24 protein-coding genes, 2 tRNA genes and 1 pseudogene are annotated in these 24,539 nt (G+C 40.5%); 8 read left to right on the top strand and 19 right to left on the bottom strand.

Going from position 1 to position 24,539, the window contains the following annotated elements; translation table 11 throughout:
* Positions 1–104: 104 nt before the first annotated feature.
* The 12 genes and pseudogenes from OVA16_RS12410 to OVA16_RS12365 form a co-directional block, all read right to left on the bottom strand.
* A complete protein-coding gene (locus tag OVA16_RS12410; RefSeq protein ID WP_267759808.1) occupies positions 105–932 on the bottom strand; it encodes a universal stress protein in 828 nt (275 codons plus the stop codon).
* 71 nt (positions 933–1,003) lie between these two features.
* Positions 1,004–3,235 carry a cation-translocating P-type ATPase gene (locus OVA16_RS12405; protein WP_267759806.1) on the bottom strand — a complete coding sequence of 744 codons (2,232 nt, stop codon included), beginning with the start codon at positions 3,233–3,235 and terminating at the stop codon, positions 1,004–1,006.
* Entirely contained in the window at positions 3,198–3,521 is a 324-nt protein-coding gene (locus OVA16_RS12400) for a cation-transporting P-type ATPase (RefSeq protein WP_267759804.1), read from the bottom strand. The genes OVA16_RS12405 and OVA16_RS12400 overlap by 38 nt, the downstream gene beginning before the upstream one ends.
* Before the next feature lie 8 nt (positions 3,522–3,529).
* Positions 3,530–4,195, bottom strand: coding sequence for a BON domain-containing protein (locus tag OVA16_RS12395; RefSeq protein WP_267759802.1), 666 nt, complete (start codon positions 4,193–4,195; stop codon positions 3,530–3,532).
* A gap of 201 nt (positions 4,196–4,396) precedes the next feature.
* A complete protein-coding gene (locus OVA16_RS12390) occupies positions 4,397–4,666 on the bottom strand; it encodes a hypothetical protein (RefSeq protein WP_267759800.1) in 270 nt (89 codons plus the stop codon).
* Positions 4,667–4,749: 83 nt separating this feature from the next.
* A complete protein-coding gene (locus OVA16_RS12385) occupies positions 4,750–5,439 on the bottom strand; it encodes a universal stress protein (protein ID WP_267759798.1) in 690 nt (229 codons plus the stop codon).
* On the bottom strand, positions 5,357–5,677 hold the full coding sequence (locus OVA16_RS20270) for a universal stress protein (RefSeq protein WP_420712321.1): 321 nt from the start codon (positions 5,675–5,677) through the stop codon (positions 5,357–5,359). The genes OVA16_RS12385 and OVA16_RS20270 overlap by 83 nt, the downstream gene beginning before the upstream one ends.
* Positions 5,678–5,767: 90 nt before the next feature.
* A pseudogene (locus tag OVA16_RS12380) lies at positions 5,768–6,376 on the bottom strand (hypothetical protein).
* 216 nt (positions 6,377–6,592) lie between these two features.
* On the bottom strand, positions 6,593–6,736 hold the full coding sequence (locus tag OVA16_RS20265) for a cation-transporting P-type ATPase (RefSeq protein ID WP_420712320.1): 144 nt from the start codon (positions 6,734–6,736) through the stop codon (positions 6,593–6,595).
* Between the two features lie 20 nt (positions 6,737–6,756).
* A complete protein-coding gene (locus OVA16_RS12375) occupies positions 6,757–7,953 on the bottom strand; it encodes an acetate/propionate family kinase (protein WP_267759796.1) in 1,197 nt (398 codons plus the stop codon).
* Between the two features lie 230 nt (positions 7,954–8,183).
* Positions 8,184–9,020: an NAD(P)H-hydrate dehydratase gene (locus tag OVA16_RS12370; protein WP_267759794.1), complete on the bottom strand. Its 837-nt coding sequence runs from the start codon at positions 9,018–9,020 to the stop codon at positions 8,184–8,186.
* Positions 9,021–9,070: 50 nt separating this feature from the next.
* Entirely contained in the window at positions 9,071–9,559 is a 489-nt protein-coding gene (locus OVA16_RS12365) for a YceI family protein (protein WP_267759792.1), read from the bottom strand.
* Between the two features lie 527 nt (positions 9,560–10,086).
* On the opposite strand from OVA16_RS12365, the gene OVA16_RS12360 reads away from it, so the two are divergent.
* Positions 10,087–10,671, top strand: a complete 585-nt coding sequence (locus OVA16_RS12360) for a helix-turn-helix domain-containing protein (protein ID WP_267759790.1) — start codon at positions 10,087–10,089, stop codon at positions 10,669–10,671.
* Positions 10,672–11,078: 407 nt separating this feature from the next.
* Positions 11,079–12,157 (top strand): IS3 family transposase gene (locus OVA16_RS12355; protein ID WP_267759787.1). Its coding sequence is split into 2 segments (ribosomal slippage): positions 11,079–11,340 and positions 11,340–12,157, totalling 1,080 coding nucleotides; the frame shifts between segments, so codons are not numbered across the junction.
* Positions 12,158–12,504: 347 nt separating this feature from the next.
* Here OVA16_RS12355 and OVA16_RS12350 read toward each other — a convergent pair.
* Positions 12,505–13,176: a BON domain-containing protein gene (locus OVA16_RS12350; protein ID WP_267759785.1), complete on the bottom strand. Its 672-nt coding sequence runs from the start codon at positions 13,174–13,176 to the stop codon at positions 12,505–12,507.
* 218 nt (positions 13,177–13,394) lie between these two features.
* On the opposite strand from OVA16_RS12350, the gene OVA16_RS12345 reads away from it, so the two are divergent.
* From OVA16_RS12345 to OVA16_RS12325, 6 genes are all read left to right on the top strand, one after another.
* Positions 13,395–13,748 (top strand): hypothetical protein, encoded by a 354-nt coding sequence (locus OVA16_RS12345; protein WP_267759783.1) that lies wholly within the window; start codon positions 13,395–13,397, stop codon positions 13,746–13,748.
* Between the two features lie 280 nt (positions 13,749–14,028).
* Positions 14,029–16,476: a phosphoketolase gene (locus OVA16_RS12340; RefSeq protein ID WP_267759781.1), complete on the top strand. Its 2,448-nt coding sequence runs from the start codon at positions 14,029–14,031 to the stop codon at positions 16,474–16,476.
* The gene (locus tag OVA16_RS12335; RefSeq protein WP_267759779.1) at positions 16,458–16,586 is read left to right on the top strand and encodes a hypothetical protein; all 129 of its coding nucleotides are present in this window, start codon (positions 16,458–16,460) and stop codon (positions 16,584–16,586) included. The genes OVA16_RS12340 and OVA16_RS12335 overlap by 19 nt, the downstream gene beginning before the upstream one ends.
* A 194-nt stretch (positions 16,587–16,780) precedes the next feature.
* A complete protein-coding gene (locus OVA16_RS12330) occupies positions 16,781–17,968 on the top strand; it encodes a PAS domain-containing sensor histidine kinase (protein ID WP_267759777.1) in 1,188 nt (395 codons plus the stop codon).
* The gene (locus tag OVA16_RS20110; RefSeq protein ID WP_324288385.1) at positions 17,965–18,381 is read left to right on the top strand and encodes a response regulator; all 417 of its coding nucleotides are present in this window, start codon (positions 17,965–17,967) and stop codon (positions 18,379–18,381) included. Before OVA16_RS12330 ends, OVA16_RS20110 begins: the two co-directional genes overlap by 4 nt.
* A complete protein-coding gene (locus tag OVA16_RS12325) occupies positions 18,333–19,016 on the top strand; it encodes a Crp/Fnr family transcriptional regulator (RefSeq protein WP_324288384.1) in 684 nt (227 codons plus the stop codon). Before OVA16_RS20110 ends, OVA16_RS12325 begins: the two co-directional genes overlap by 49 nt.
* Positions 19,017–19,120: 104 nt before the next feature.
* Here OVA16_RS12325 and OVA16_RS12320 read toward each other — a convergent pair whose 3' ends face one another.
* The 6 genes from OVA16_RS12320 to OVA16_RS12295 all read right to left on the bottom strand — a co-directional run bounded on the left by OVA16_RS12320 (position 19,121) and on the right by OVA16_RS12295 (position 24,393).
* Positions 19,121–20,425 carry a site-specific integrase gene (locus tag OVA16_RS12320; protein ID WP_267759775.1) on the bottom strand — a complete coding sequence of 435 codons (1,305 nt, stop codon included), beginning with the start codon at positions 20,423–20,425 and terminating at the stop codon, positions 19,121–19,123.
* 168 nt (positions 20,426–20,593) lie between these two features.
* On the bottom strand, positions 20,594–21,547 hold the full coding sequence (locus tag OVA16_RS12315; RefSeq protein ID WP_267758925.1) for a transposase: 954 nt from the start codon (positions 21,545–21,547) through the stop codon (positions 20,594–20,596).
* 29 nt (positions 21,548–21,576) lie between these two features.
* A complete protein-coding gene (locus OVA16_RS12310; protein ID WP_267758921.1) occupies positions 21,577–21,918 on the bottom strand; it encodes a hypothetical protein in 342 nt (113 codons plus the stop codon).
* Positions 21,919–22,134: 216 nt separating this feature from the next.
* Positions 22,135–22,208: transfer RNA gene (locus tag OVA16_RS12305), tRNA-Pro, on the bottom strand.
* A gap of 24 nt (positions 22,209–22,232) precedes the next feature.
* Positions 22,233–22,319: transfer RNA gene (locus OVA16_RS12300), tRNA-Ser, on the bottom strand.
* Between the two features lie 67 nt (positions 22,320–22,386).
* Positions 22,387–24,393, bottom strand: coding sequence for an HDIG domain-containing metalloprotein (locus OVA16_RS12295; protein ID WP_324288383.1), 2,007 nt, complete (start codon positions 24,391–24,393; stop codon positions 22,387–22,389).
* Positions 24,394–24,539 lie beyond the last annotated feature (146 nt).

The raw sequence follows: 24,539 nt of genomic DNA, 5'->3' as shown, positions 1-24,539 counted from the left end.
GCTGATGTTACCCACCTAAGTCAAAACCTAGTATGTTAAAACAGCTGCCGTAATGTTAAATCTACCTACACACAAGCCATTTTAGGCCATAAATAAGTTATCGCTCAATAGGGAAAGATAAGCATAGGTACAGGCTTGTACAATTCGCATTTGTCCTTGAAATACTGCTTAGTAAAAGTATTGAAATGAAAATGCTGGTTTACGAAAACCAAAAGGTCGGCATGAAAATCACTTACCATTAATTTGACAACATCTGGAATCTTGCCCTTATCAAGCATATCCATCGATATATTGCTATAATCAATAAGGTTCCGCACTTCATTCCTGAAAATATCATTTGCATCTTCTTCTTCAATTTCCGGCAATCCACTGGCAGCAGAGTGCGCAATCAACACCTTAGCATTCCACTCACGGGCCAGATCGGTAATAAAAGTCGCCGTGTTGATCCCACAGAAACGAAGGTCTGTAAGATACACCAGATCCCTGAATTCGTTAAAGTCCCAAGATGATGGGACAACGAGCAAAGGGCATTTTATTTTACTGAGCAACATAGTGATCGATAAATTAATGCTGATCAGTGCAGAAGAAAGAAACTCGTCCATTCCGCGAATGACCAAATAGATATCCCGTTTACCTGTCAACTGGAGCAATTCATCACCGGTAAAGTCGGCAAGTTCAATTTCCTGAATAACTGGTCTGAAATCTGCGTAACTTTCCTTATGGGCAAAAAGGGTCTTCATCAGTGCTGAACGTAGTAGCGGTAGCGTTCCCGTTTCACTCAATTTGAGATCCTCGTGATAAATCTGATCGTCTGAAGCAGTGATGCTCGCAACAATGATATTTGCCCTTATTTTCTGGGCAAGGTTTAGGGCAAATATGGCCGCATGCGATGCGGTGGTGCTATTGTCGTTAAGAACAAGTATAGTCTTCATCTAGGTAAGGGGTTTAAACTTAGTAATGAAGCAAATATCGACACATCATTGTCTATCCTAAATGATGTAGATCATGGCCGCACTTGTTTGAGGTCAACCCAAGATTTTATTTGTTTAACCCCTTCTATCCATATTACCGAAAGAAAACCAATGGCTATACAACTCGCCAATTGTTTATAATCTAGGCTATGCAACTGAAAAAGCTTGGTAATTGTAGGAAAGTATAGCATCATTCCGGTTAGAAAAATAGTTATCGTCACAATGATCCCGACCAGCTTATTTTTGTATTTAAACGTCTCAAAAATAGAAGCATCGAACGACCGGTTTGCGAGTGTTAGGAAGATATTTGCAACAATGAGTATTGTAAAAACTAATGTCCTGACAGTTGACTCTGGCAGTTCCATTTTTACGGAAAAATAATACGTAAGTAGTGCACCGATAGTAATCACAAGTCCCTGTACTATACTAATTAGCAGCTCGCTAAACTTAAAAAACGTATCGGATAATTTACGTGGTTTACAGCTCATGGCATTTTTTTCCATAGGCTCATTTTCATAGATGATAGAGCAAGTTGGACCCATAATGAGTTCTAAGAAAATGATATGTATCGGCGAAAAAATAGTTGGATAATGCCAGCCTAGCATCAAAGGTAAGCATACGATTAAAATGATGGGAATATGGATGGAGATGATATATTGAATTGCTTTTTTGAGATTTTTATAGATTTTTCTCCCCACGGCAACGGCATCTACCATTTTCGAGAGATCATCGTCCAATAAAATCAATGAAGCGGCCTGTTTGGCAATCTCCGTTCCTTTTTTACCCATTGCAATTCCAATGTGAGCGGCCTTTAAAGCAGGGCCGTCATTAACTCCATCTCCTGTCATCGCTACAATTTCTCCATTGGCCTTTAACGCATTAATGATTTTTAGTTTGGCCTCGGGAAACATCCTTGTAAAAACCTGTTTCTCAGCCACCACTGATTTTAATGCCTTAGGAGCCATCAACATTAGTTCCTCGCCACTAATGGCACTGTCATAGCCTTCAAAACCTATCTTTTTGGCAATAGCCATCGTGGTTTCGGCGTTATCGCCGGTAATGATTTTCACTTTAATTCCAGCTTGGTAAAAAGCTTTCAATACAGCTTGGATATTCTTTTTTGGGGGATCATTAAAAGCAATTAGTCCTAGAAACTTCATTTTAAATTCATGCTGCTTTACTGGAAATTGATCTCCTTCAAAAGTCGTAGTTCCAACTCCAAGCACCCTATACCCTTCTTTCGCCAAGCGTTCTACCGCAGCGGCAACCTTATGTTTTTCAGCCGTATTTAATCCACTTACTGACATCAGCGCCTCTGGAGCACCCTTTGCAGCTACAATCCTCTTTCCACTCTTGTTCTCGAATATGTGGGTCATCATGGGCGGCTTTCCATCCAAGGGATATTCATGACACATAAAAAATTTGGGTCTTTCGTCGATCTTGGCAAAAATACTGTAAGAATTATGTATGGCCTTTTCCATTGGATCGAATGGGATGGGCTCGCTCGCCCACATCGCAGTCTCTGTTAGTTTTTCTAGTTCGGGCTTCAAGATTCCTTCATAAGACAGGAAGGTGTTTGTAGCAAAAAGATAAGCTTTTTCTAAGCTCATTTTATTTTGGGTAAGCGTACCTGTTTTATCTGTACAGATCACCGTTGAACTTCCCAAGGTCTCAACAGTCTTCATTTGTTTCACCACAATACCATCCTTCATCATCCGCCAGGCACCTAAAGCCATAAAAGTGGTAAAAGCTACCGGGATTTCTTCGGGAATAATACTCATCGCCAAAGTGAGCGATTTCAGTACACTGTCTAATACATTATAACTGTGCAGATAATTAAGTAGCCAAACCAAAAGAAACACAACACCGCCAACCATGGCCATCTTCTTCACAAAATTATTGATTTGAAGCTCCAAAGGTGTTTCTTCTTCTTTAATCTGTTGCAAACTATTACCAATCTGGCCCAATTTTGTGTGATGACCAATTGCGGTGACTTTGGCAATGGCAAGTCCAGTAGCAACATTTGTTCCACTATAAACCTGATTATCTTTACTTTCACTATCTTTAAAAACAGCTAAAGACTCGCCAGTAAGGATCGATTCATCTACAGAGAAATCATTACTACTGATAATCGCGGCATCTGCAGGTATAGCTGTACCTTCTTCTACCCTAATGTAATCGCCTACTACCAGATCCTGTGTTTTGATATTTTCCAGTTTTCTAGCTCTAATCGCCTTGCAGCTCGGCTGAGAGAATGATTTCAACTTTTCGAGTGCATTCCTGCTCCTCGAGATCCTGATAAAGTGAAATGGCTGAGATAGCGAACACTGCCAAAGCCAGAAAAATTCCGTTCGTAAAATCTCCACTGGCTAGATAAATAGCAATTGCAACTAAGAGCAAAATCGCCATTGGTTCTTTAAAAATCCCTATAAAAATCTTTAAAAAGCTATTTTCTTTTTTATATGATAATAGGTTTTCGCCATGTTGCTTTCTGGAAACTAGAACCTGAGTGCTGGTTAGACCCTTTATTTTTGCAATGTCGACCGGCATCTTTCTTCTTATGAACTTATTTTGTAATCTACAAAAAGATCGTTATGTACGTTCCACACGCCAGGCGCATTCCATGCTATGCGTTCGGCCTCATCTTTTTGGTAGATGGAATGAACTATACCTGAAAGGGTTACGGTATTACCGAAAACGGCAACTTTAATATCCTCTTTGTGAACGGTCGAGTTCCTTATTAATGCTTCTTCTATTCCCAGCTTTTCTACCACATCTTCTGTTTCAGATTTAACAAAAATCAAATTGTCAACCGCCCTAATACCAGCAATATTTTCGATGCAAGTCAAAGCGGCAATTTTTTCAGCTTGCCACTTTACGGTGCCCTCCAACGATACCCAACCATTTTCTACCTGTACCAGAATCTGATCTTTGGGAACTTTGGGGTTTTGCTTTAGTGCATCTAATATCTCTTTGATTAGCGTAGTATCAGACTTTTTTCCATTAACGGTAAAAACCACTTCAATTTTTTCGATTACCGCTTCCACTCCTTTTACAGTTTTGGAAGCATGCTCTGCCACCCTTTTTTTAGCGTAACTATCTACGGTACCCATCAGCGTAACTACTCCGTCTCTGGAAATTACTGCTATTTCGGCTCCAACCAATAATGGCTCCCTTTTGAGCGCCTGTTCTACATCGTACTGAAGTTTTTGATCATTATCCATTATTTTGATTTTATAAATGTGTTTCCTTAACTGTTCTTTTATACTACTTGTCGTCTGAATCGCCCCGAAGAAGATTGCTGTCCCTTTTAAACTCTTCTGCAGTGATTTTTCCAGTAGCAAACCTTTTCCTGAGTATCTCCAAGGGAGAATCCCTTCGCTTCCGTCGTCCGGAAATATCTAAAGGATCTACCAATATCCAGATCAGGATGACCAAAAAGATAGCCCACCAAGCCAGATCCATTCCCAAAAAAGCACTTGCACATAACATGATATAATTATTAAATTGATGATTTTTTTATCCAGTGCGCTTTTCGCCAAGAGCAGGCCCATCTGTTCATCCAACCACTCTGAAAGATGATTTTCATTGAACCCGCTCAGTAAAATAGTTCCGTGAAATGCCTTTTTTTCGCTAAGCGAAGCACTTACTTGCCCAAACACAAAATTTTTCTTCGTTTTCTTCCATCTGGCCATTGTAATTATCTTCACTCGCAAGCTCATTATCTTCAAATAAATAGTGTTGTGTTGCCATGGCTTATCGTTCAGGGTAATCTCATTTACACATTTGACAAATCAAAAGACCTTTCCATCCCAATCTCTCCGAACCGCTCTTCCATAGGTGACTTTTCCAGCTGCTTAAGTACTAAAAGCGGAAAATCAATAGCAGATGCCATGCGCTTGGTCAGGCTTCCCAGCAAAAGATTGCTCAAGAGACACGCCTTTCGATGCACCATCGCCAAAACATCCATTTGCCCTTCAAACACCAATTTTTCCAGCCCATCCTTTGTCCTAAAATTTTCTACTGATCGATAACTGATCCTTGGGGATTTGAATTCGCAGGATAGATGGAACATAAAAGCGTTGACCTTCTCATCAAACCCTTCACTTTGATTTTTTCCGGAATGGACATGGATAATGAATATCTCAGCACCAAGTGATCTGGCCAATGGTACCAAAAGGGAGACGAATTCCTTATTGAGTTGGGTAAAGCGAAAATCTGTTGCGAAGGCGATTTTTCTTATCGGCTTAATCTTAGCCGCCAATGGAACCAATAGCAGTGGGGCGCCAAAATTATCAATCATATACCTGCTCTGGGTGCCCAGAATAAACTCGCTAAATCCCCCAGCACCGTGTGCACCCATTACCGTAAGGCTCATGAACTGGTCAAACAGTACATTTTCGGCTACGTCCTTCAAAGAGCCGGATTGATTGGTCGCCCCTGATCTGTGGCTTGCTAGGCTGTTCATAGTCCAGCCTATCCAGTCTTTTCCTGAGTTTTTCCAGTTGACGGTCACTTTCCTCAATCAATGCTCCAGACTTCTCCATCGGCCAGGAAACAAAACTGGCTAATGGCGTTTCAGCGGGAATAGTAATCGCATTACATAGGGTTAGATTTGCTTTAGTGGACACCGCAAGGTAATAGGCGTAATGGACCGCATGTGATGCTGCTTGCGAAAAATCGGTAAGTACCAATATGTCTTTCATTACAGGGAGATTTATAAGACAAACATAGTTATTGCCAAAGATCTAGGCCTTGACCGCAGTCGCCCAGCCCGATGATTGACATCGCCTGACTTAGTTTACCCCACCTAGGGTTTCCACTGCCGAAAGTTTTTTTACAATAGCATTCTTTTTGGCCATCAAAAGCATACCATAAGCTAAGGCAACGGTAGCCACAATCGGTAATCCTTCTGAGAAAGCAGCTACAGCAAGGGCTATTGAAGTTTCGAGCACCAATAGCCAAGAACGTCCTTGTAATAAACTTGAAAGTGCAAAAATACCTGTCATACCAAGCGTAATCCAGATCAATTTCCGGGTAAGGTTACTAATCTTTTTATCCAACGGTGCGGCTGTACTTTTTGAGGTATTTGCCAATTTGCTGATCTTCCCTAGTTCCGTTTCCGTACCGATGCCGGTAACCAGCCAACGCCCATTTCCGCTCATCGCCTATGTTCCCTTAAACGCCATACTGAAGCTATCTCCGAGTGTTACCTGTCCGTTAAGTACGTCAGTGTTTTTCATAATATGGAAAGAATCTCGGGCAAGGGATGATCCATCACAAGCTAGCTGGTTGCACTCCAATAATCGCCCATCAGCAGCGATCAGGTCGCCAGCCTCCATTAACACAATATCTCCTAGAACCAGATTTTCTGAAGAAATCTCTGTAACCTTTCCATCACGCATCACTTTCAAAAAAGAAATATCCATATTTCTGAGTGCACGCTTCGAGCTTCTGCCCTGTAGTTCCATAAAAAACCGATCAGGGCATTTATAAGGATTGCGATTGCCTCTAGGGTATCCTCAAAATACAGCGATACCCCTGCAGCCACAAATAGCAGGTAAACAATTGGACTTTTGAACTGGAAGGATCATTATCTAAATATTCTTCTTTTTTTGCGCCTAATGGGTATTTGCCCCGAACTGGGCTTGACGAATAGTTGCCTCTACCTTTGAAATACCCTCAGAAGGATTGGTTCGCATAGTTTTAAAAATTTCTTCAACGCTCAGACTATAAGCGTGGGAAATAGGGTATTTGATTTTCAAAATAGATAGTTTAAATAGGTTTATAGGGACAACAATTGTTGGGCATGGAAGGCAATCATCAGTTCTTCATCAGTTTTCATCAGCCTAACAGTTACTTTACTATTGGACACAGAAATTATAGGATCAGCTTTTACATTAGCTCTTAGATCTAGCGTAATACCAATAAATCCCATATCAATGCAAATTTTTTCCCTCACTAATGCTGCATTTTCTCCAATGCCACCACAAAACACCAATAAATTAATTCCACCAAGTGCAGCGGCATAAGCACCAATCTGCTTTTTAGCTTGGTAACAAAATATTTCCAACGCTTCAGCAGCCTTTGGGTATCTCTTTCTTTTGGCGATAATTTCTCTCATATCACTACTACCTGCAATGGCTTTCAGTCCAGATTCCTTACTTAATAATTCATCTAGATCATCAGTCGAAAGTTGATCCTGTTTGAATAGAAATAAAATAGCTCCTGGATCGAGGTCTCCAGATCGGGTTGCCATCGCCAATCCGCCCATAGGGCTGATGCCCATTGTAGTGTCTTTGCCAAAACCACCGCCAATAGCTACCATGCTCGAACCACTACCCAAATGGGCAATGATGATTTTTTGATTTTTAATATCTACATCCTCTTCGAGCAGTTGCTGAAAAATGGATTCATAGGATAGCCCATGGAAACCGTAACGCATCAATCCTATTTCCTTATATTTGTCGGGTAACGGATAAAATTTAGCATGAATGGGCATATCCTTATGGAAATAGGTATCAAAACAAGCGAAATGGGGTATGCCAATAAATGAATTTCTAAATGTCCGTATCAATTTAATTTCATCGGGCAAATGGTTTGGTGCCAGATAAACATAGCTTTCGAGATCCTTTAACAGCTTTTCGCTAATGCGTTCAGGATGTGTATGTTTTGGTCCTCCCTGCACTACCCTATAGCCAATGGCCACAATTTCGGTACTGTCTATCTCCCCATGCATCCACTCGATAATAGATTGCATGCAGCCCTTTAGATCAACTGAGGCAAGTATCTTCTTGAAGTGATACTTATTTTCATCTGCATGAATGACCATTACCACTTCTCTAGAGTCTAGTCCTATAACTTCCCCTTTGTATTTCCTTTCAAGAGAAATCTGGTGGATAATACTGAATTTTAGGCTGGAAGAACCAAGGTTCAGCACCAGAATAAGACCGTTTGAGGTTTTTGATTTTAAGATATCCATAGTTGGAAGGAAAGCCAAAATGCATAAGTATAGGCTTGTTCAAAATTAGTCATACTGTAGCGTTTGACGAATGATGAATAGACGAGCAATTGGTGACGCTTATCATTTGTGGCCCCCAGAGTAGAATAGATTGCTCCATAACAATGAAATGATATTTTAATGCTGCTATCAACATCTACTGGCTTTGGTATTATGCTATATTTTTACTCAAATCACTATTATCCCATAACCTAAGCCATTGTTTGCTTAAAGGCTTCACCAAGGCATGCAATTACGTCATCAATCAACATACTTTCCATACTTTGTTCGACAAGGGCAATATCAGCGGCCAAGCCGTGTAGGTAAACTCCAATCTTTGCTGCCACAAAGGACTCGTAACCCTGAGCAAGCAGCGCAGTGATTATTCCTGTAAGTGCATCGCCAGAGCCACCTTTTGCAAGCCCAGCATTTCCTGCCGTACTGAGAAATGAACAGCCTGCTGTAGTGACTAGCGTTTGATGACCTTTCAATACAATAACCAGCTCTAGCTTTATTGCCAAATCGATGGCAGCATTTCTTCGTTCTTCTTCGCTAGCGTGTGAACCAAATAGACTATCGAATTCTTTGGGATGGGGCGTAATTACTGTGACCTTAGGTAGCTTCTTAAAAAGTTTGTGGTTAGCAGCCAGTAAATTCAGCGCATCCGCATCTAATAAAACAGCCCCATTAAAGTGTTTGAGCAGATTTTTCAAGGTTTTTCCGGTGCCCTTCCCCAAACCGATGCCTGGACCAATACCCACTGCCGATATATTGCTAAAATCGGTATTATCTTCGCGAAAACTGATCATGGCCTCAGGAATAGCCGTCTGCAAGATTGATCTTTCTGATTTTGGTACACAAACAGTTAGCAGTCCAGTACCAGACCTGAGACACGCCCTAGCTGCGATTACCGCAGCCCCCATTTTACCCATACCACCAGCGATAAGCAGGCTATGCCCATAGTCGCCTTTATTAGCCGAAAAATCACGTGGTTTAAGCAATGTCTTTATATTTGACGTTGTTAATAATTGTGTTTTATAATTATCCATGATATTTAGTTAATTATTTACCAATGGTAAACTAGATATTCGATGTTACCTTAATCTGGTTGCTTACCCCACTTATCAATGGATCGCTCCCTACACCAAAATCCAGTCTGTTCAAGGTGCCACCCAATCGTAAATCCTACAGTAGGCTGTTTTATGGCCGTTATGGCGGTTCCATTATAGATTACGCTAAAGACAACCTGTTTGCTTACCCCATGGATGATGATGTTTCCGATCAGTACATAGCTATTTCCCTGTATTCTTTTAAAGGCAATGCTCTTGAAGCTTAATTCTGGATATTTTACTGCATCGAAATAGGCCGCACTCTTTAAGTCGTTGTCTCTAAACTCCACATCGGTGTTGATAGAGGCTACCTGTGCAGTGAACGAAATCACTGCATCGGTAAAATCGTTCCTTTTTGAAACTAGCGAAGCATCTACCATTTTAAAACTGCCCTCCACATGAGATATTCCAAAGTGAGTAGCACTAAAGCCCACCCGGGTATGGTATCTATCTACGGTGTAAGTTTGCGCAAAAACCAATTGGCAAAGCAGAAATAGACCAATTGCCGATAAAAATATCCTTTTCTTTTTTTAAGTTTAAGTGAAGTGCAATATAGCACAACACGGTGTACCGTACAATGCGCAAGATCAGGCCCGACGATGATGCTGGTCAATAGCAACTTTTGCCAAGCGTCTTTTAAACGTAATAAAACCTTTAAAACGGGCAGCCAAAAATAACTGTACCAATGCCTATGCTTTTTCGTGATTGGTGCTCAGTCCACCCAGGCAGATGATGTTCATATCGTCATACTAAACTCACTGATGGGCTGAAAAAGACTCGGTAATGAAACATGCCCTTACTCCTGTTTTATATTGGCCGCAATGAAGGCGCCAACTCCGTTGCCAAAAATGGCTACACTTCTAAAGTTGCTTCTTGGTAACTGCCGCGTTCCGCTCAAACTCATCAAATTGATGATGAGAATCTAGGGATCAAGTGATGGCAATCATTCTAAAACAATAGGTAAATAATGACTTTTGTTAAATTCAGAATCCTAAATAATTCGAATATGAAATTATACATCAGGAATATGGTCAGCACATCCTGTAAGATGATCGTAAAAAACGAGCTGGAGAAAATCGGTATTCCCTACGAACGTATCTATTTAGGAGAGGTAAATATACCCGATGCACCCAACAAAGACCAGTATAGACAACTGAAAATAGTTTTATCAGCCTATGGACTTGAGCTCATGGTCAACAAAAAAGATATCCTCGTCGAACGCATCAAAAATACAGTAATTGATATGGTGCGCTATGTTGAAGAGCACCCAAAGATAAAGAACTCTAATTACCTTAGTGAAAAAATAGCGCTCGATTATACCTATATGGCCAATATATTCTCCAAAGAGACCGGAACTACCATTGAGCATTATATCATCTACCAAAAGATCGAAAGGGCTAAAGAACTGATTCTATACCGCGAACTCAACCTTACCGAGATTTCGTACTTATTGAACTATAGCAGTGTTGCCCACCTTTCTAGGCAGTTTAAACAAATTACTGGCTCGACGGCCTCATTTTTTAAACAAACTTCCTGCGAAAGTAGGATAGCACTAGAAAATGTATTAAGCATGCTCCAAAAAAACCATTAGCACACCATGAGGGTCACAGTGATGGGAAATACCTAGCGGCCTTCATCCTAAGACACCTAAAAATCGCCAGTCCCAAATCTATCCAAGTGCTGGCTTTGCCCTAATTTGGGTAGCCAACGCCAACATAAGACTTTTCTGGCTGGTCCGTAAGTATATATCTCCAAAGAAAAAACGGAGATCAATGCAATGACAAAAAGTTGGATGCGCAAACGCCGCCAAGTTAACTTGCTCTTGGGTAGCGATCGGCGAGTTATGTTTTATACTTCGGGTGTGAATAATGCAATTTTTGGCAATAATTGAGTAGGTTTGGAAATAGCATTCGCTCCATCTTTGTAAAGATTGTGTATGCTTCCCCGAAATTGGTCCGATTAAAAATAGAAAAAAGACACTATTTTTAATTAACAATTATGAAAACAACACAATTTACAGAGGCACAGATTGTTTCAATATTGAGACAGCATGAAAAAGGCGTTAAGGTAACAGATATTGCCAGAGCAAACGGCATATCAGAGAAGACCTTCTATCGATGGCGAAGCAAATATGGCGGGATGGAAATTAACGATCTCAAACGCCTAAAGGAACTTGAGGCAGAAAACTCCAAGCTGAAACGGATGTATACCGATCTGGCACTTTTGAACGATGCGCTAAAGGATCTGATTGAAAAAAAGCTTTAGCGCCTTGCGATAAAAAAGAAGCTGTTACTTTTCTGCTTGTCGAACATCAGATCAGTAAGCGCAAGGCTTGTGATAGCATTAAAATCTCAAGAAGCAGCTTCAGTTACTTGGCCCGCATAAAGCAGGATGACAAGTACATTGAACTATTAAATGGTTTGACAGAAAAGCACGTAAGCATAGGTTTTTGGCAATGCTACCATCGGATAAGAAAGTCAGGGGAAATGATCAACCATAAAAAACTCTACAGGATTTACACCGCACTAAAACTGAACATAAGAAGAAGGGCTAAAAAAAGATTGCCAGCAAGGGTAAAACAGGCTTTGTTCCAGCCCGGCAAAATCAACGAGGTCTGGAGCATAGATTTTATGAGTGACAGCTTATGGGATGGCAGAAAAATAAGGTTATTGAACGTGATTGATGATTTTAACAGGGAAGTTTTAACGATAGAAACAGACACATCGCTGCCAACATTACGGGTAATAAGGAGTTTGGAAGAAATCGCCCAGCAAAGGGGTTATCCCAAAATGATAAGGGTTGACAACGGGCCAGAATTTATTAGTGCAAAACTGGATATTTGGAGCAAGGAAAATAAGATCCAACTTGTGTTCATTCAGCCTGGTGAGCCCACGCAAAATGCTTATATCGAAAGGTTAAACGGAACTTTCAGAAGGGATATATTAAATGCCTACGTATTTAAATCAATTCAGGAAGTAAGAACAATAAGTGAAGAATGGATGAATGACTATAACTATAGTAGGCCACATAGAGCACTCAAAAATAAAACACCAATAGAATACAAATTATGCCAATAAATTCTATTTTTGATTGGTACGAAATTTAGGGAAGCACACAATTGGATGCCCGGGTGTTGACACTTAAGATTATGGTATTTATGAAAATAGCTACTGGGAAATGAATTTCATCTGGTGGTGTATATAATTTAGTGCTATTGTTCTGTATCCTTGCACTGCCCTTCGATATTCCTGACCAGCGGTACAAAAAATATTCATCTGCCTTATCAATCTCCTTTTTTGAAGATTGGTTGCAACTCGCGGCAAATAATGTCAGGGCTACAATAATGATACTACGTTTTATGGTTATTTTGATTAAATATTAAAATGAAAAAAAGGGCAGTTAAAAACTGCCCCTAACAGCAATTTTAATCTACCAACATGTAGTCGTATTCAATTTCCAGATTGTTATCTACAAACCATACACCAGGAGCATTCCACGCAATACGAGTAGCTTCATCTTTTTGAAAAATAGAACCAACCGTACCAGTCAAGGTTACCCTGTTGCCAGAAACCTTTACCTGAATATCCTGATCATTGATAGACCAATTGCGGGCAATAGCTCTTTCGATAGCTCCTTTTTCTACTGCGTCTTTTACATCAGAAGAAACCTTGATGTTGTTGATCACGCCATTCACTCCCAAAAGGTTTTTTATGGCTGTCTTGGCCGCATCTTTCTGGTAGTTCCAATTTACTTTACCATCTAAGTTTACCCACCCTTTTTCTACCTTTATGGTAATTTTATCATTGGGCACCTGCCAGTTCCATTTAAACGCGTTAAGTACCTCTTTAGCAATATCGTTATCATTTTTAACACCAAAATCTCCGTACTTTACCACGATATTTTCTACAATGGCCTTTACCCCAGCCACTCTTTTGGCTGCATCTTCTGCTTCGGTTTTTTTGATATAACTATCAACCGTTCCCGTTAAGGTAACAATACCATCCTTAACCGTCACGCCTATTTCGGCAGCCTCCAAAAGTGGTTCCCATTTAATGGCATCCTGAACTTCTTTCTGTAAACTCTCGTTGCTTTTCATCTTTTTCTCATTTTATTGTGAACTATTTCACTGTCCAAAGATCCACGGTACAGCCCCGCCATTCGTTATACCTTTCCCAATAGTCTTTGCACAATTCACACTTAAGACACTAAAAATCAATTAAAAAAATAAAAAAGTGTGAATCGTATAACTTTTCTATGGAGTTGTGCAACGCTAAAAAAAGCGGTCTTCCCATCTTTACGGGGCATGCTAAAGCCATGCCAGCGACTGCGGTTATGGAAAGACAAAAACATATTACCACACTTTTCCTCGATATTGGAGGGGTACTACTAAGCGATGGTTGGGATAGAAATTCCAGAAAAGACGCTTCGGAACACTTCCATATCGATCATTTGGCAATGGAAGAAAGGCACCACATCAACTTTTCGACCTATGAATTGGGTAAGCTGAGCCTTAACGACTATCTGGCGAGCGTGATATTCTATGAACGCAGGGATTTTAGCATCACCGCATTTAAAAAATTCATGTTCAGCCAATCTAAACCGCTACCAAACATGCTCAAGCTGGTCAGAATGCTCAAAAAAAATATCAACTTAAGGTTATCGCACTAAGCAACGAGGGACGCGAACTTAACCTGTATAGAATACATAAATTTAGGTTGGACGACATCATAGATACGTTTATTTCCTCCTGTTTCGTGCACTTGAGCAAGCCAGACCTAGACCTATTTAGATTAGCAATAGATACCGTTCAAAGTCCAGTATCAAAGATACTCTACATCGAGAACCAGCCCATTTTTGTAGCCAATGCCAAGACTTTGGGCATTAGCACCATTTTGCACAAGGACTAAGAAAGCACCGTTACCCAATTGGGTGTATTTGGCTTCAAGCCTTGAGTAAACAACAGATAACAAGAAGCAACCTCAAAATTATCTTACCTAAAAAGCCAGAAAAAATGGAAATACTACCTGCTACCTCCAAAGTTGAAATGATTACACAAGAGCTACTCAAAAAAATGGATGCCTATTTGCGGGCCGCGAATTATCTATCTGTAGGACAGATCTACCTTTACGACAATGCGCTACTGAGAGAACCCTTACTGCTTTCCCATATAAAACCGATTGTAGTTGGCCATTGGGGAACAACACCTGGACAGAACTTTATCTATGTACACCTCAATCGTATCATCAAACAATATGACCTGAATATGTTCTATGTGTCAGGGCCGGGGCATGGCGGACCAGCATTGGTAGCTCATACCTATCTGGAAGGCAGCTATAGCGAAATATATCCCAACATCAGCGAGGATGAGGCAGGCATGAAAAAACTGTTTACCCAATTCTCTTTTCCTGGTGGCATTTCCAGTCATGTAGCCCCCTCCACACCAGGCTCTATCCACGAAGGAGGTGAGCTGGGATATTCGCTCAGCCATGCCTTTGGTGCTGTATTTGATAATCCAGAGCTGATTGTTGCCTGTATTGTTGGCGATGGCGAAGCCGAAACTGGCCCATTGGCTACCGCATGGCATTCCAATAAATTCCTTGATCCAATTACCGATGGCGTAGTATTGCCCATCCTCCACCTCAATGGTTATAAAATTAGCAATCCAACCCTTTTATCCAGAATTGAACATGAGGAATTGGAACAGTTTTTTAAAGGCTGTGGATGGAAACCCTATTTTGTGGAAGGCGATGATCCTGAGACTATGCATCAACTGATGGCCAATGCACTGGATCAAGCTATTCAAGACATCAGGACAGCTCAAGCAAATGCCAGAAGTGAGGCTGATCTTACCCGCCCACGATGGCCGATGATTGTGCTACGTTCACCTAAAGGTTGGACAGGCCCTAAAATAATAGATGGCCTACAGGTCGAAGGCACATTCAGGTCGCACCAGGTCCCTGTTTTAGTTGACGAGAAGCATCCTAAAAACGTAAAAATACTCGAAAAATGGATGAAAAGCTACCATGCAGAAGAATTGTTCGACCAGGATGGCAAACTGATTGCCGAACTCAAAGCATTGGCACCAACAGGTAAAAAAAGAATGGGAGCCAACCCGCATACCAATGGTGGATTACTGTTACAGGACTTACTGATGCCTAATTTTAGAGATTTTGGCATCAAAGTATCGTCGCCTGGAGCAGTAATGGGGCAAAATACCATGGTGTTGGGCAAATTTCTAAAAGAAGTCATCAAACTTAACGTTACTAACTTCCGCCTTTTCGGTCCAGACGAAACACTATCCAACCTTTTAGGCGCTGTTTTTGAAGAAAGTAACCGACAATGGGATGCTGCGATGCTGCCGAACGACGAATTTCTCGCCCCTACCGGACGCATACTGGATGCACAACTGAGCGAACACCAGTGCGAAGGCTGGCTGGAAGGCTATCTGCTTACCGGAAGGCATGGCATTTTTAACAGCTACGAGGCTTTTATCCGAATTATCGATTCAATGTTTAGCCAACATGCCAAATGGCTAAAGGTGACACGTGAACTACCTTGGCGCAGACCAATTGCTTCATTGAACTATCTACTGGCCTCTCATGTATGGCAACAAGACCATAACGGATTTACCCATCAAGATCCCGGATTTTTAGATCATGTGATCAGTAAAAAAGCAGATGTGGTACGCGTTTATCTACCGCCCGATGCCAATTGCCTGCTCTCGGTAATGGACCATTGCCTTCGCAGCAGGCATTATGTAAACGTAGTAGTGGCAGGAAAACATGCGTTACCACAATGGCTAAGCATGGAGGCCGCCGATAAACATTGTACCGAAGGTATCGGTATCTGGCAATGGGCAAGCAATGATCAGAACGCAGAACCCGATATCGTGATGGCCAGTTGTGGCGACACTGTAACTTTAGAACTATTAGCGGCGGTTTCGATATTGAGGCACCATCTCCCAGAGCTTAAAATAAGAGTGGTAAATGTGGTAGACCTCATGAAGCTCCAATCTTCGTCAGAACATCCACACGGACTTAGCGAGGTAGATTATGATTCGATATTTACCAAGGATAAACACATCATCTTCAACTTTCATGGCTACCCATGGCTAGTACACCGCATTAGCTACCGCCGAACCAATAGAAATCTACATGTGCGAGGCTACAAAGAAGAGGGAACCATTACCACGCCTTTCGACCTCCGTGTGCAGAACGAAATAGACCGTTTCCATTTAGTGATCGATGTGATAGACCGTGTATCAGGTTTGGGCAGTAAAGGTGATTATTTGAAACAACAGTTAAAAGATAAACTCATCGAGCATAAGCATTATGTGAACCGCTATGGCAAAGATATGCCTGAAATATTGAATTGGAAATGGAACATCAAACCATGAACACCATACAATTAAGCCAAACCGTTATTGCCTTGCTAGCAGAGCAAAAAGGCTTATTAGCCATAGACGAGAACATCTCTACTTGTAATGAGAGATTTACAAAAATTTAATTATCAATGATTTGCCAACAGTAAATCGATGATATTCGTCACGGCCTAGACTGTTTACTACCTCGATATTTGAACGCTATACTTTAGAGTACGCTAATGTTATGAGATCGAATCCCATCAATATAATTGAAACAAATCTAGGGGAAAATTGTCTTAATGGTAAGAATATTTATTATTCTGTAAATCAATATTTTATGGAAAACGCAGTGCTACTAAAAACGATTATCGATAATGCGATAGACGGCCTGATTACCATAGATGACCGAGGCAAGATTGAATCCATTAATCCATCAGCCTGTAAACTTTTTGATTATAGCGAAGAAGAGGTACTTGGGAATAACATTTCTATGCTAATGCCGAAAAGCCATGCTACGAAACATGATGATTATTTATCCAAATATAAGCAAACTGGCCATGCCAGCATCATCGGCATTGGCAGGGAACTGATCGGCCTGAAGAAAAATAAAAAACAATTTCCTTTCAGACTGGGGGTAAGCGAAGTAAAATACTCGGGCAGGATTGTATATGCTGGATTTATCCATGATTTAACTAGGGAAAAACAATCCGAGGCAATGCTAAAGGACTATGCTAACCAACTCGAAGAACAGGTACGGGAACGCACTGTGTCGCTACAGGAAACCATAAAGATACTACAACAGACCAAGGAGGAACTGAGCTTATCCCTAGCTAAGGAAAAGGAGCTCGGAAAACTTAAAAGCAGGTTTGTATCCATAGCCTCCCATGAGTTCCGTACACCATTGAGCCTGATGCAGCTTTCCCGTTCATTGATTGAACACCATTCCGCTCAGTACCAAAATCCTAATATCACTAAACATCTGGATAAGATAAATGATGCAGTGTTAAACATTACGGCAATACTAAATGATTTTCTGTCGCTCGAAAAACTCGAAACCGGAAAGGTACTTGCAGAAGCCAGCAGCTTCAGCCTCATGGAACTTGCCCAAGAGATTACGGAAGAAATGCAGGTTGTACTTAAAGATGGACAAGAGATCATCTTCAAACATCGCGGCAAGGATCAAATGATTAGCCTTGACCATAACCTTTTAAAGAACTGTATCATTATATTGATAGATAATGCCATTAAATATTCTGGAAACTCAAGCTCTATCCAGTTCCATACCAAAATTAATAAAAACTGCTGTACAGTACGTATTTGCGACAACGGAATTGGTATACCTTACGACGATCAAAAAAACCTTTTCGAAGCATTTTTCCGTGCCCATAATACAGGTAAAATTCCCGGAAATGGCCTGGGGCTAAGTATCCTTTCCAGATATACTATCCTTATGAACGGCAAGGTCAAATTTAGGAGCAGGATCAACAGGGGCACTTTATTTACACTCACATTCCCAAAATCATGAGCAAAAAAATACTGATCATTGAAGATCACGACGAGATTAGGGCCAACGTAGTGGAGATACTGGAAATGGCGCTGTATACTGTTATTGAGGCGGAGAATGGCATGGCAGGTACAGAAATGGCCATCAAACACCTGCCCGATCTCATTTTATGCGATATCATGATGCCCGAACTTGATGGCTATGGCGTACTGTATATGCTAAACAAGCATACTGAAACAGCTGATATTCCTTTTATTTTTCTTACAGCAAAAGCAGAACATGCCGATCTTAGGAAAGGAATGGAGTTGGGAGCAGATGACTATCTGATCAAGCCTTTTAACGGGATGGAACTGCTCAACGCAATTGATATCCGATTGAGAAAAAAATGGCCAAACAGGCGCATCAACAGGCCATCAAAGAAGAATTTCATGTGATGGTTGCAAAAACTGACGGACTTGCGGCATTTAAGACGATTGTAAATGGGCACAAAACTAGGGATTTTAAGAAAGACAGGGTCATTTATTATGAAGGAGACCAGGGCAAGGGGCTCTATCTGATCACTTCTGGCAAAATCAAGACCATTAAGCTATCTCAGGACGGGCGAGAACTGATGACCGGAATGTATAGCGACGGTGATTATATAGGGATAAGCGCAATCCTTACCGGTAGCCCATACACCGACACGGCAACGGCAATAGTGGATAGCCAGCTATGCCTTATCCCAATGGATGAACTGGAGACTATGCTAAATCTTTATCCAGAAGTCGCACGAAAATTCATCCATCTGCTTTCCCAAGACAACAAAGAAAAAGAGGAACAGTTACTGCAGTTGGCCTATTATTCGGTGAGAAAGAAGATGGCAGGTACGCTCATCAAACTGCATCAACAAGTGAGCAATAAACTGAACGGATTTAACATTACACGTGAAGATCTGGCTGCAATGGCTTGCATGGCTACCGAAACAGTAAGCCGTACCCTTACCGATTTTAGGGATGAAAAGCTTATTGAACGTTTGGGCACCAATATTACGGTATTGAACTTCGATGGGCTTTCGAAAATGAAAAATTAAATCAAATGGATTTCAACGTTGAACATTAATGAATGCAAAAGACAAAGTTTTTGTTGCCAAATTGCTGCCCGATAAGCAACCCGGCAAAATTGGCGTATGGTTTCTTACCATTTATGGCGTGGAATTGCAATTACGATCTCGGAAATATGGACATAGTCGGCATGGACTGCCACACGGACCATAAGAAAAATAGTTTCGTATTTCATATCATTCAATACCTTTTTCTTTTTGATTTTCGAATAGATCTGCGTGGTTCTTATGCTAGCGTGTCCGAGCATGTGGGATACACTTTCAATCGGAACACCATTTTCTAGCGTGACAGTTGTAGCAAAGGTATGTCTAGCCAGATGAAAAGTAACCGGTTTATTGATTTCAGCTTCCTCGGCGATAACCTTTAGATAGCGATTAAGTATCTGGTTGGTGTAGAAAGGGAACACAGTACCATTTTCAATCGCAGCGGCATTTCTACGGTATTTCTTGATGATCTCCAACGCTTCGGGCAGCAACAACACATTGAATTTCCTCTCTGTAAATCGTTTGGTTTTCTGTCTGTACATTTCAATCCAATATTCGCCATTAACATCCCTTGTAATATGATCTTTATTGAATCTAGTAATATCACAAGGTGAAAGACCTGTCAGACAAGCAAACAGGAACATATCCCTAACTGTACTAACCCCAACCTTTCTCAGTTCCAAATTCCTCAATTTGTCAAGTTCGTATGTATCTAAACAATCCCTATCTTTAGTTATGATCTTTTTCTTAAAATGCTGGAAGGGGTTTTCTGTCATCCATTTATTCTGCAAGGCCAATCCGACCAATTTTTTAAGACGTTCCATGTGTTTCATTACGGAGTTATTTGAACATGGTCGTTGTCCCTTATCAGGTGTTCTGGTTAAAAGGAATAGCCCAAATTTTGTAACGAACAGATTATCTAATTGTTTAAGTAAAATATCTTTTCTTTTCCACTTAACAATCAGGAATTCTGTCAGATACCTCTTCGTTGTACGATAATTTTTCATCGTTCCCTCTTCTAAAAACTGTTTAAGCTCTTCGTTATGGTAATCGATCAGGAACATCAATGTGTACGGAGCTATTTCGGTCCCCTCCACTTTGGCTTTTACCGTCTCGGCTGTTAGCTCCGCCCCATCTCTCCTTAGCTCCTCATAAGCAGAATTGATCTCAATTCCCAACAACCTGATCTTGTCTCTCGTCAGGTTGTCTTCTGCGGTTTTTCCAGACATACTTTGGGATTTTTGGTCCCATTTCTCAACCAACATTTTACGCTTTGTTGCTAAATCAGCATGTGTACCGTTTACCGTAATACGCGCATACAACGGTGCAATCCCTTCTTTTCCCTTATCTTTTCTAAGGAAAAATGAAACCGAAAACGTGTTCTGTGTTTTCATACTTTTTTTCTGTGCCCTTTTCATGACCTTTTTTGGTACGTTTTCAACGCAACATCAAAAGTCATCAAATGATGTCAATTAATAATTAAACAATTGATAAACAGATTTTTATATCAAACCAGAGACAATGGGATCAAGCAAATAATCTGGGGGGGGGGGCTAGAAAGATTACGCATATATTTTGGCTAATCTGTACATAAAGAATTCAACATTTCTGACTCCTCTGAATTGAGTTCTTAGTGCTTTGATTTTAGCATTGAACGATTCTGCAGAAGCATTTGTATGCCTGTTGTCAAAGTAGTTCAGGATGGTGTGGTAGTGGTTCTGTATGGTTCTTGCCACGGTTGAAAATGCTTTTATGGCTGATTTTTCAACCTCATCATACCATTTGGCGAGCCTGGTAAAACCGATGCCCTTCTCCTTTGTGTTTGAAAAGATATGAGACAGTTTCCTGCTCAGCCGATAGGCTTTCTCTAATAAGGGATACCTGGCAAACAGCAGCTCTGACCTGTGCTGTTGGGAAGCTGTCCAGTTTGTTTCATCTTTAAATAACAGGTGCCTGCTACGGGCCAGTAATTGCTTTAAACTATCTCCGTTTTCTAATATATCAGGCACATGGGGATGGTTTAGCTGTTTTGCCAGCTCCATTTCACTGTTTTCCTGATCGATAGCTTCCCATCGGTATTGAATGCGGATTTGTTGAACAGCATCTGCTGCAAGCTGCTGCACGTGAAAGCGGTCAGATACCAGTCTTGCCTTGGGGAAGGCACGCCTGGCAATACGCTCCATCGTTGGAGCCAGATCCAAAGTAACCTCCTTTACTTCTTTACGAAGACGATAGGGAATGCGTTCAAGTATAGCAATCACCTGATCGCTGATGGTTCCTTTTACCATAGCCAGTAAAGCACCCTTTTTCCCCTTTGCATCCTTATTGGTGAGTACCGTATAGAGTTCTCCCCGGGACAGGCATACTTCATCCAGGCTTAGGTATTCTCCAATATTTTGTTCGAATAGAACCCAGTGGCCTGCATGAGAACGTTGGTCCCAGTCCATGAAATCACTTAGGTAACGAATATATTGTTCCTGCAACCGCCTGCCATCAAGCCCATACAGCTGACCCAATAGTTTGCAGCTGATAGGATGGTTATCGATCAAATTCTTTTAAAAAAGCAGCGAACTCTGCGGTTAAACGCGTGCCCTCTGCCACCGTATTCCATGAACTGTAAACGGATTCTGCCGGTATCATGGTCATGCCATTTGCGACGGCGAAGATGAAGGAAACAGGCTTTGCCACGCAAGGGAAAATCACGGATAATTGCCTGATCTAAAAATCCTTTGGATTCCAACTTGTGGCTGGCAAATTCCGCAGGTGGAATATTATGCTGGTCAAGAAATAAATGATAACCATCTTCCATCGGTTCGATGCGGATAAGGTCAAAATGTTCGATAAGTTCTGTCGGTAGAAGTAGTTTGAGTAGTTCCTGCTGTTCCAAAAAAATAAATCAAGAGTGAACAACAAAAATAAAAATCTAAATGAATCCCCCCAGATTATTTGCTTGATCCAGACAATGATACAAGATTAAAATAGGTAGTAGAATAGGTCATAAATTATATGCTATTTTATGCCCTCAACTGATCTGACCAAAAATGAAAAACCCCCTAAATACTAATATTTAGAGGGTTTTTGCTAGAATTTGATATCTAATAAGTCGGGGTGGCAGGATTCGAACCTACGACCTCCACATCCCAAATGTGGCGCGATACCGGGCTACGCTACACCCCGATGGTGGTATCACCTTTGTTACTGCGGAGAGGGCGGGATTCGAACCCGCGGTACCGTTACCAGTACGACAGTTTAGCAAACTGTTCCTTTCGGCCACTCAGGCACCTCTCCTTTCGATGAGCATTACTGCGTTTCGAGGTTGCAAATATAGCAATTCGTTGATACTTGCAAAAAAAAATTACACGGTTTTTGGATAATCTACCCGAACATGATAGATACTCATCAGCATTGTCTTGAATATCAATTTGATAGTTTCTAAATCTTTTAAAGTTAAATCGCAATTATCTAATTGATTTTGTTCCAGTTTATAGTCAATGATCCGTTCTACGAGATTATTGATGCTATCTGCATCCGGATTTTTCAGACTTCTTGACGCAGCTTCTACTGAATCTGCCAACATTAAAACACCCGTTTCCTTAGAAAAAGGAATAGGCCCCGGGTAACGAAAAATATTCTCATCAATAAATTTCTCTGGAGAATTTTTTAAGAACGATTGATAAAAATAATCGACACGGGTATTGCCGTGATGCGTACGTATAAAATCAATTACAGACTCTGGCAACTTATACTTCCTTGTAATTTCTATTCCTTTGTGCACATGCCTAATGATAATTTGTGCACTTTGCTCGTAAGGCAACTTATCATGCGGACTGGTACCTGTTTGGTTTTCGATGAAGTATTGAGGATTTTCCATCTTACCTACATCATGATATAATGCTCCTGCTCTTACCAATAAGGCATTTCCTCCTATTTTAAAAATAGCTGCTTCGGCCAAGTTCGCCACTTGCAACGAGTGCTGGAATGTACCAGGCGCTTTAAAAGCAAGCTCCCGCAGCAATTTATTATTGGTATTGGTCAATTCTATCAGCGCAACATCCGAAGTAATACCAAAAACCCTTTCGAAAGCGTAAATTAACGGATAGGCCAATAGTGAAAGTAAAACACTAAATACAAACGGCAAAAAGTTTATCCACTCTATGTGACCAAAAGAACCTTCTCTTAACAACGCTATACCTACAAAAGAGATAAAGTAAGCGCTTAAGATAAACGATGCTGAAATTAACAACTGCTCACGCTTCACTAAATTTTTGATACTGTAAATGGCAACCATGCCTGCTGTAGTTTGATAAAAAACAAACTCGAAACTATTTGGCACAAAAAAGCCAGCAATTAAAATTACCAACAAATGCAGGTTTAAAGCCAGCCGAGTATCAAACAATATCCTAATGATAATTGGAACTATACAAAACGGAATGAGATAAAGATTAGAAAGATTAAACTTAATGGCCCAAGTAAGCACCAACAACATTGATGTAATAACTAACAGCAGTAGAGACAACTGCCTATTATCTGCATAAATATCTTTCCTAAACAAGTAAAGAAATACCATTAACAAGGTAACAATAAAGCCTACCAACAAAACCTGTCCTAAAAACACCAGTTTATCGTCGCCTACACTCTTGGTTTGCATATCGTAAGTCTCACGAAATGAAACCAGCTTTTGGTAAACTTCTTCGTCTATTACCGTTTCATTAGCTACAATCAGCTCGCCCTTTTGCACCATCCCTTTAGTAGTAGAGATGCTTTTTAACTCGTTAGCTTGTATCTTTGCTGTTAAGGCTTCATCAAAAATCAAATTAGGTTTTACATGACTTTCAGATAAATCTATAATGGTTTTTCTAATGGCCTCATCGTTAGTTTTGAGGTTATCCCTTAAAAAAGCCAAGGCTGTTTCTACAGTAAATACATCTTGCGAATTGCTTTTGGTAGAAACGTTGTTCTTTAATAAAGAAAAATTATAATACTTATTACCTTTTTGATGCTTTGGGTTTACATCTATAATACCTCTATTGTAAACTGTTTTTAAAAGCTGGTGCGAACGTTCTCTATTGATCTCCTTATCAGCTTCGTTTAAAGTATTTGACTTCCATTTCACATCAAATTCATTCAAATAGGCTTCACTCTGATCTTTAAAAACCTCATCCTGATATTGGTAAATTGGCAATATGTTCTCTACTACAGCTTTTTTATCAGCTTCTATTTGCTGAGGTGTTTTTAAAATAGCGAAACTAAAAGGCGAAACCAAATCTTTATTTAACCAGGTTTTACCTTTTTCGAACTCGTACCTAAAACGGGGCTGTTTAGGCAGGTAGAGTGTAATTACCAATACGCACACTACCATCATCACGTATTTGAAGTTAGAAGAGTACTTTACGGTAAAGTAGTTTATGAGAATTTTTTTTAATCTTGGCCAAAATGTAATCCTTTTTTAATCAAAATTAAGATTTATTTCTTCATTAGGCTATAAACTAGCCAACTGTTTAAAATTAC

Source organism: Pedobacter sp. SL55 (assembly GCF_026625705.1).
Lineage (GTDB): Bacteria > Bacteroidota > Bacteroidia > Sphingobacteriales > Sphingobacteriaceae > Pedobacter.
This window is presented reverse-complemented; position numbering and strand designations above follow the sequence as displayed.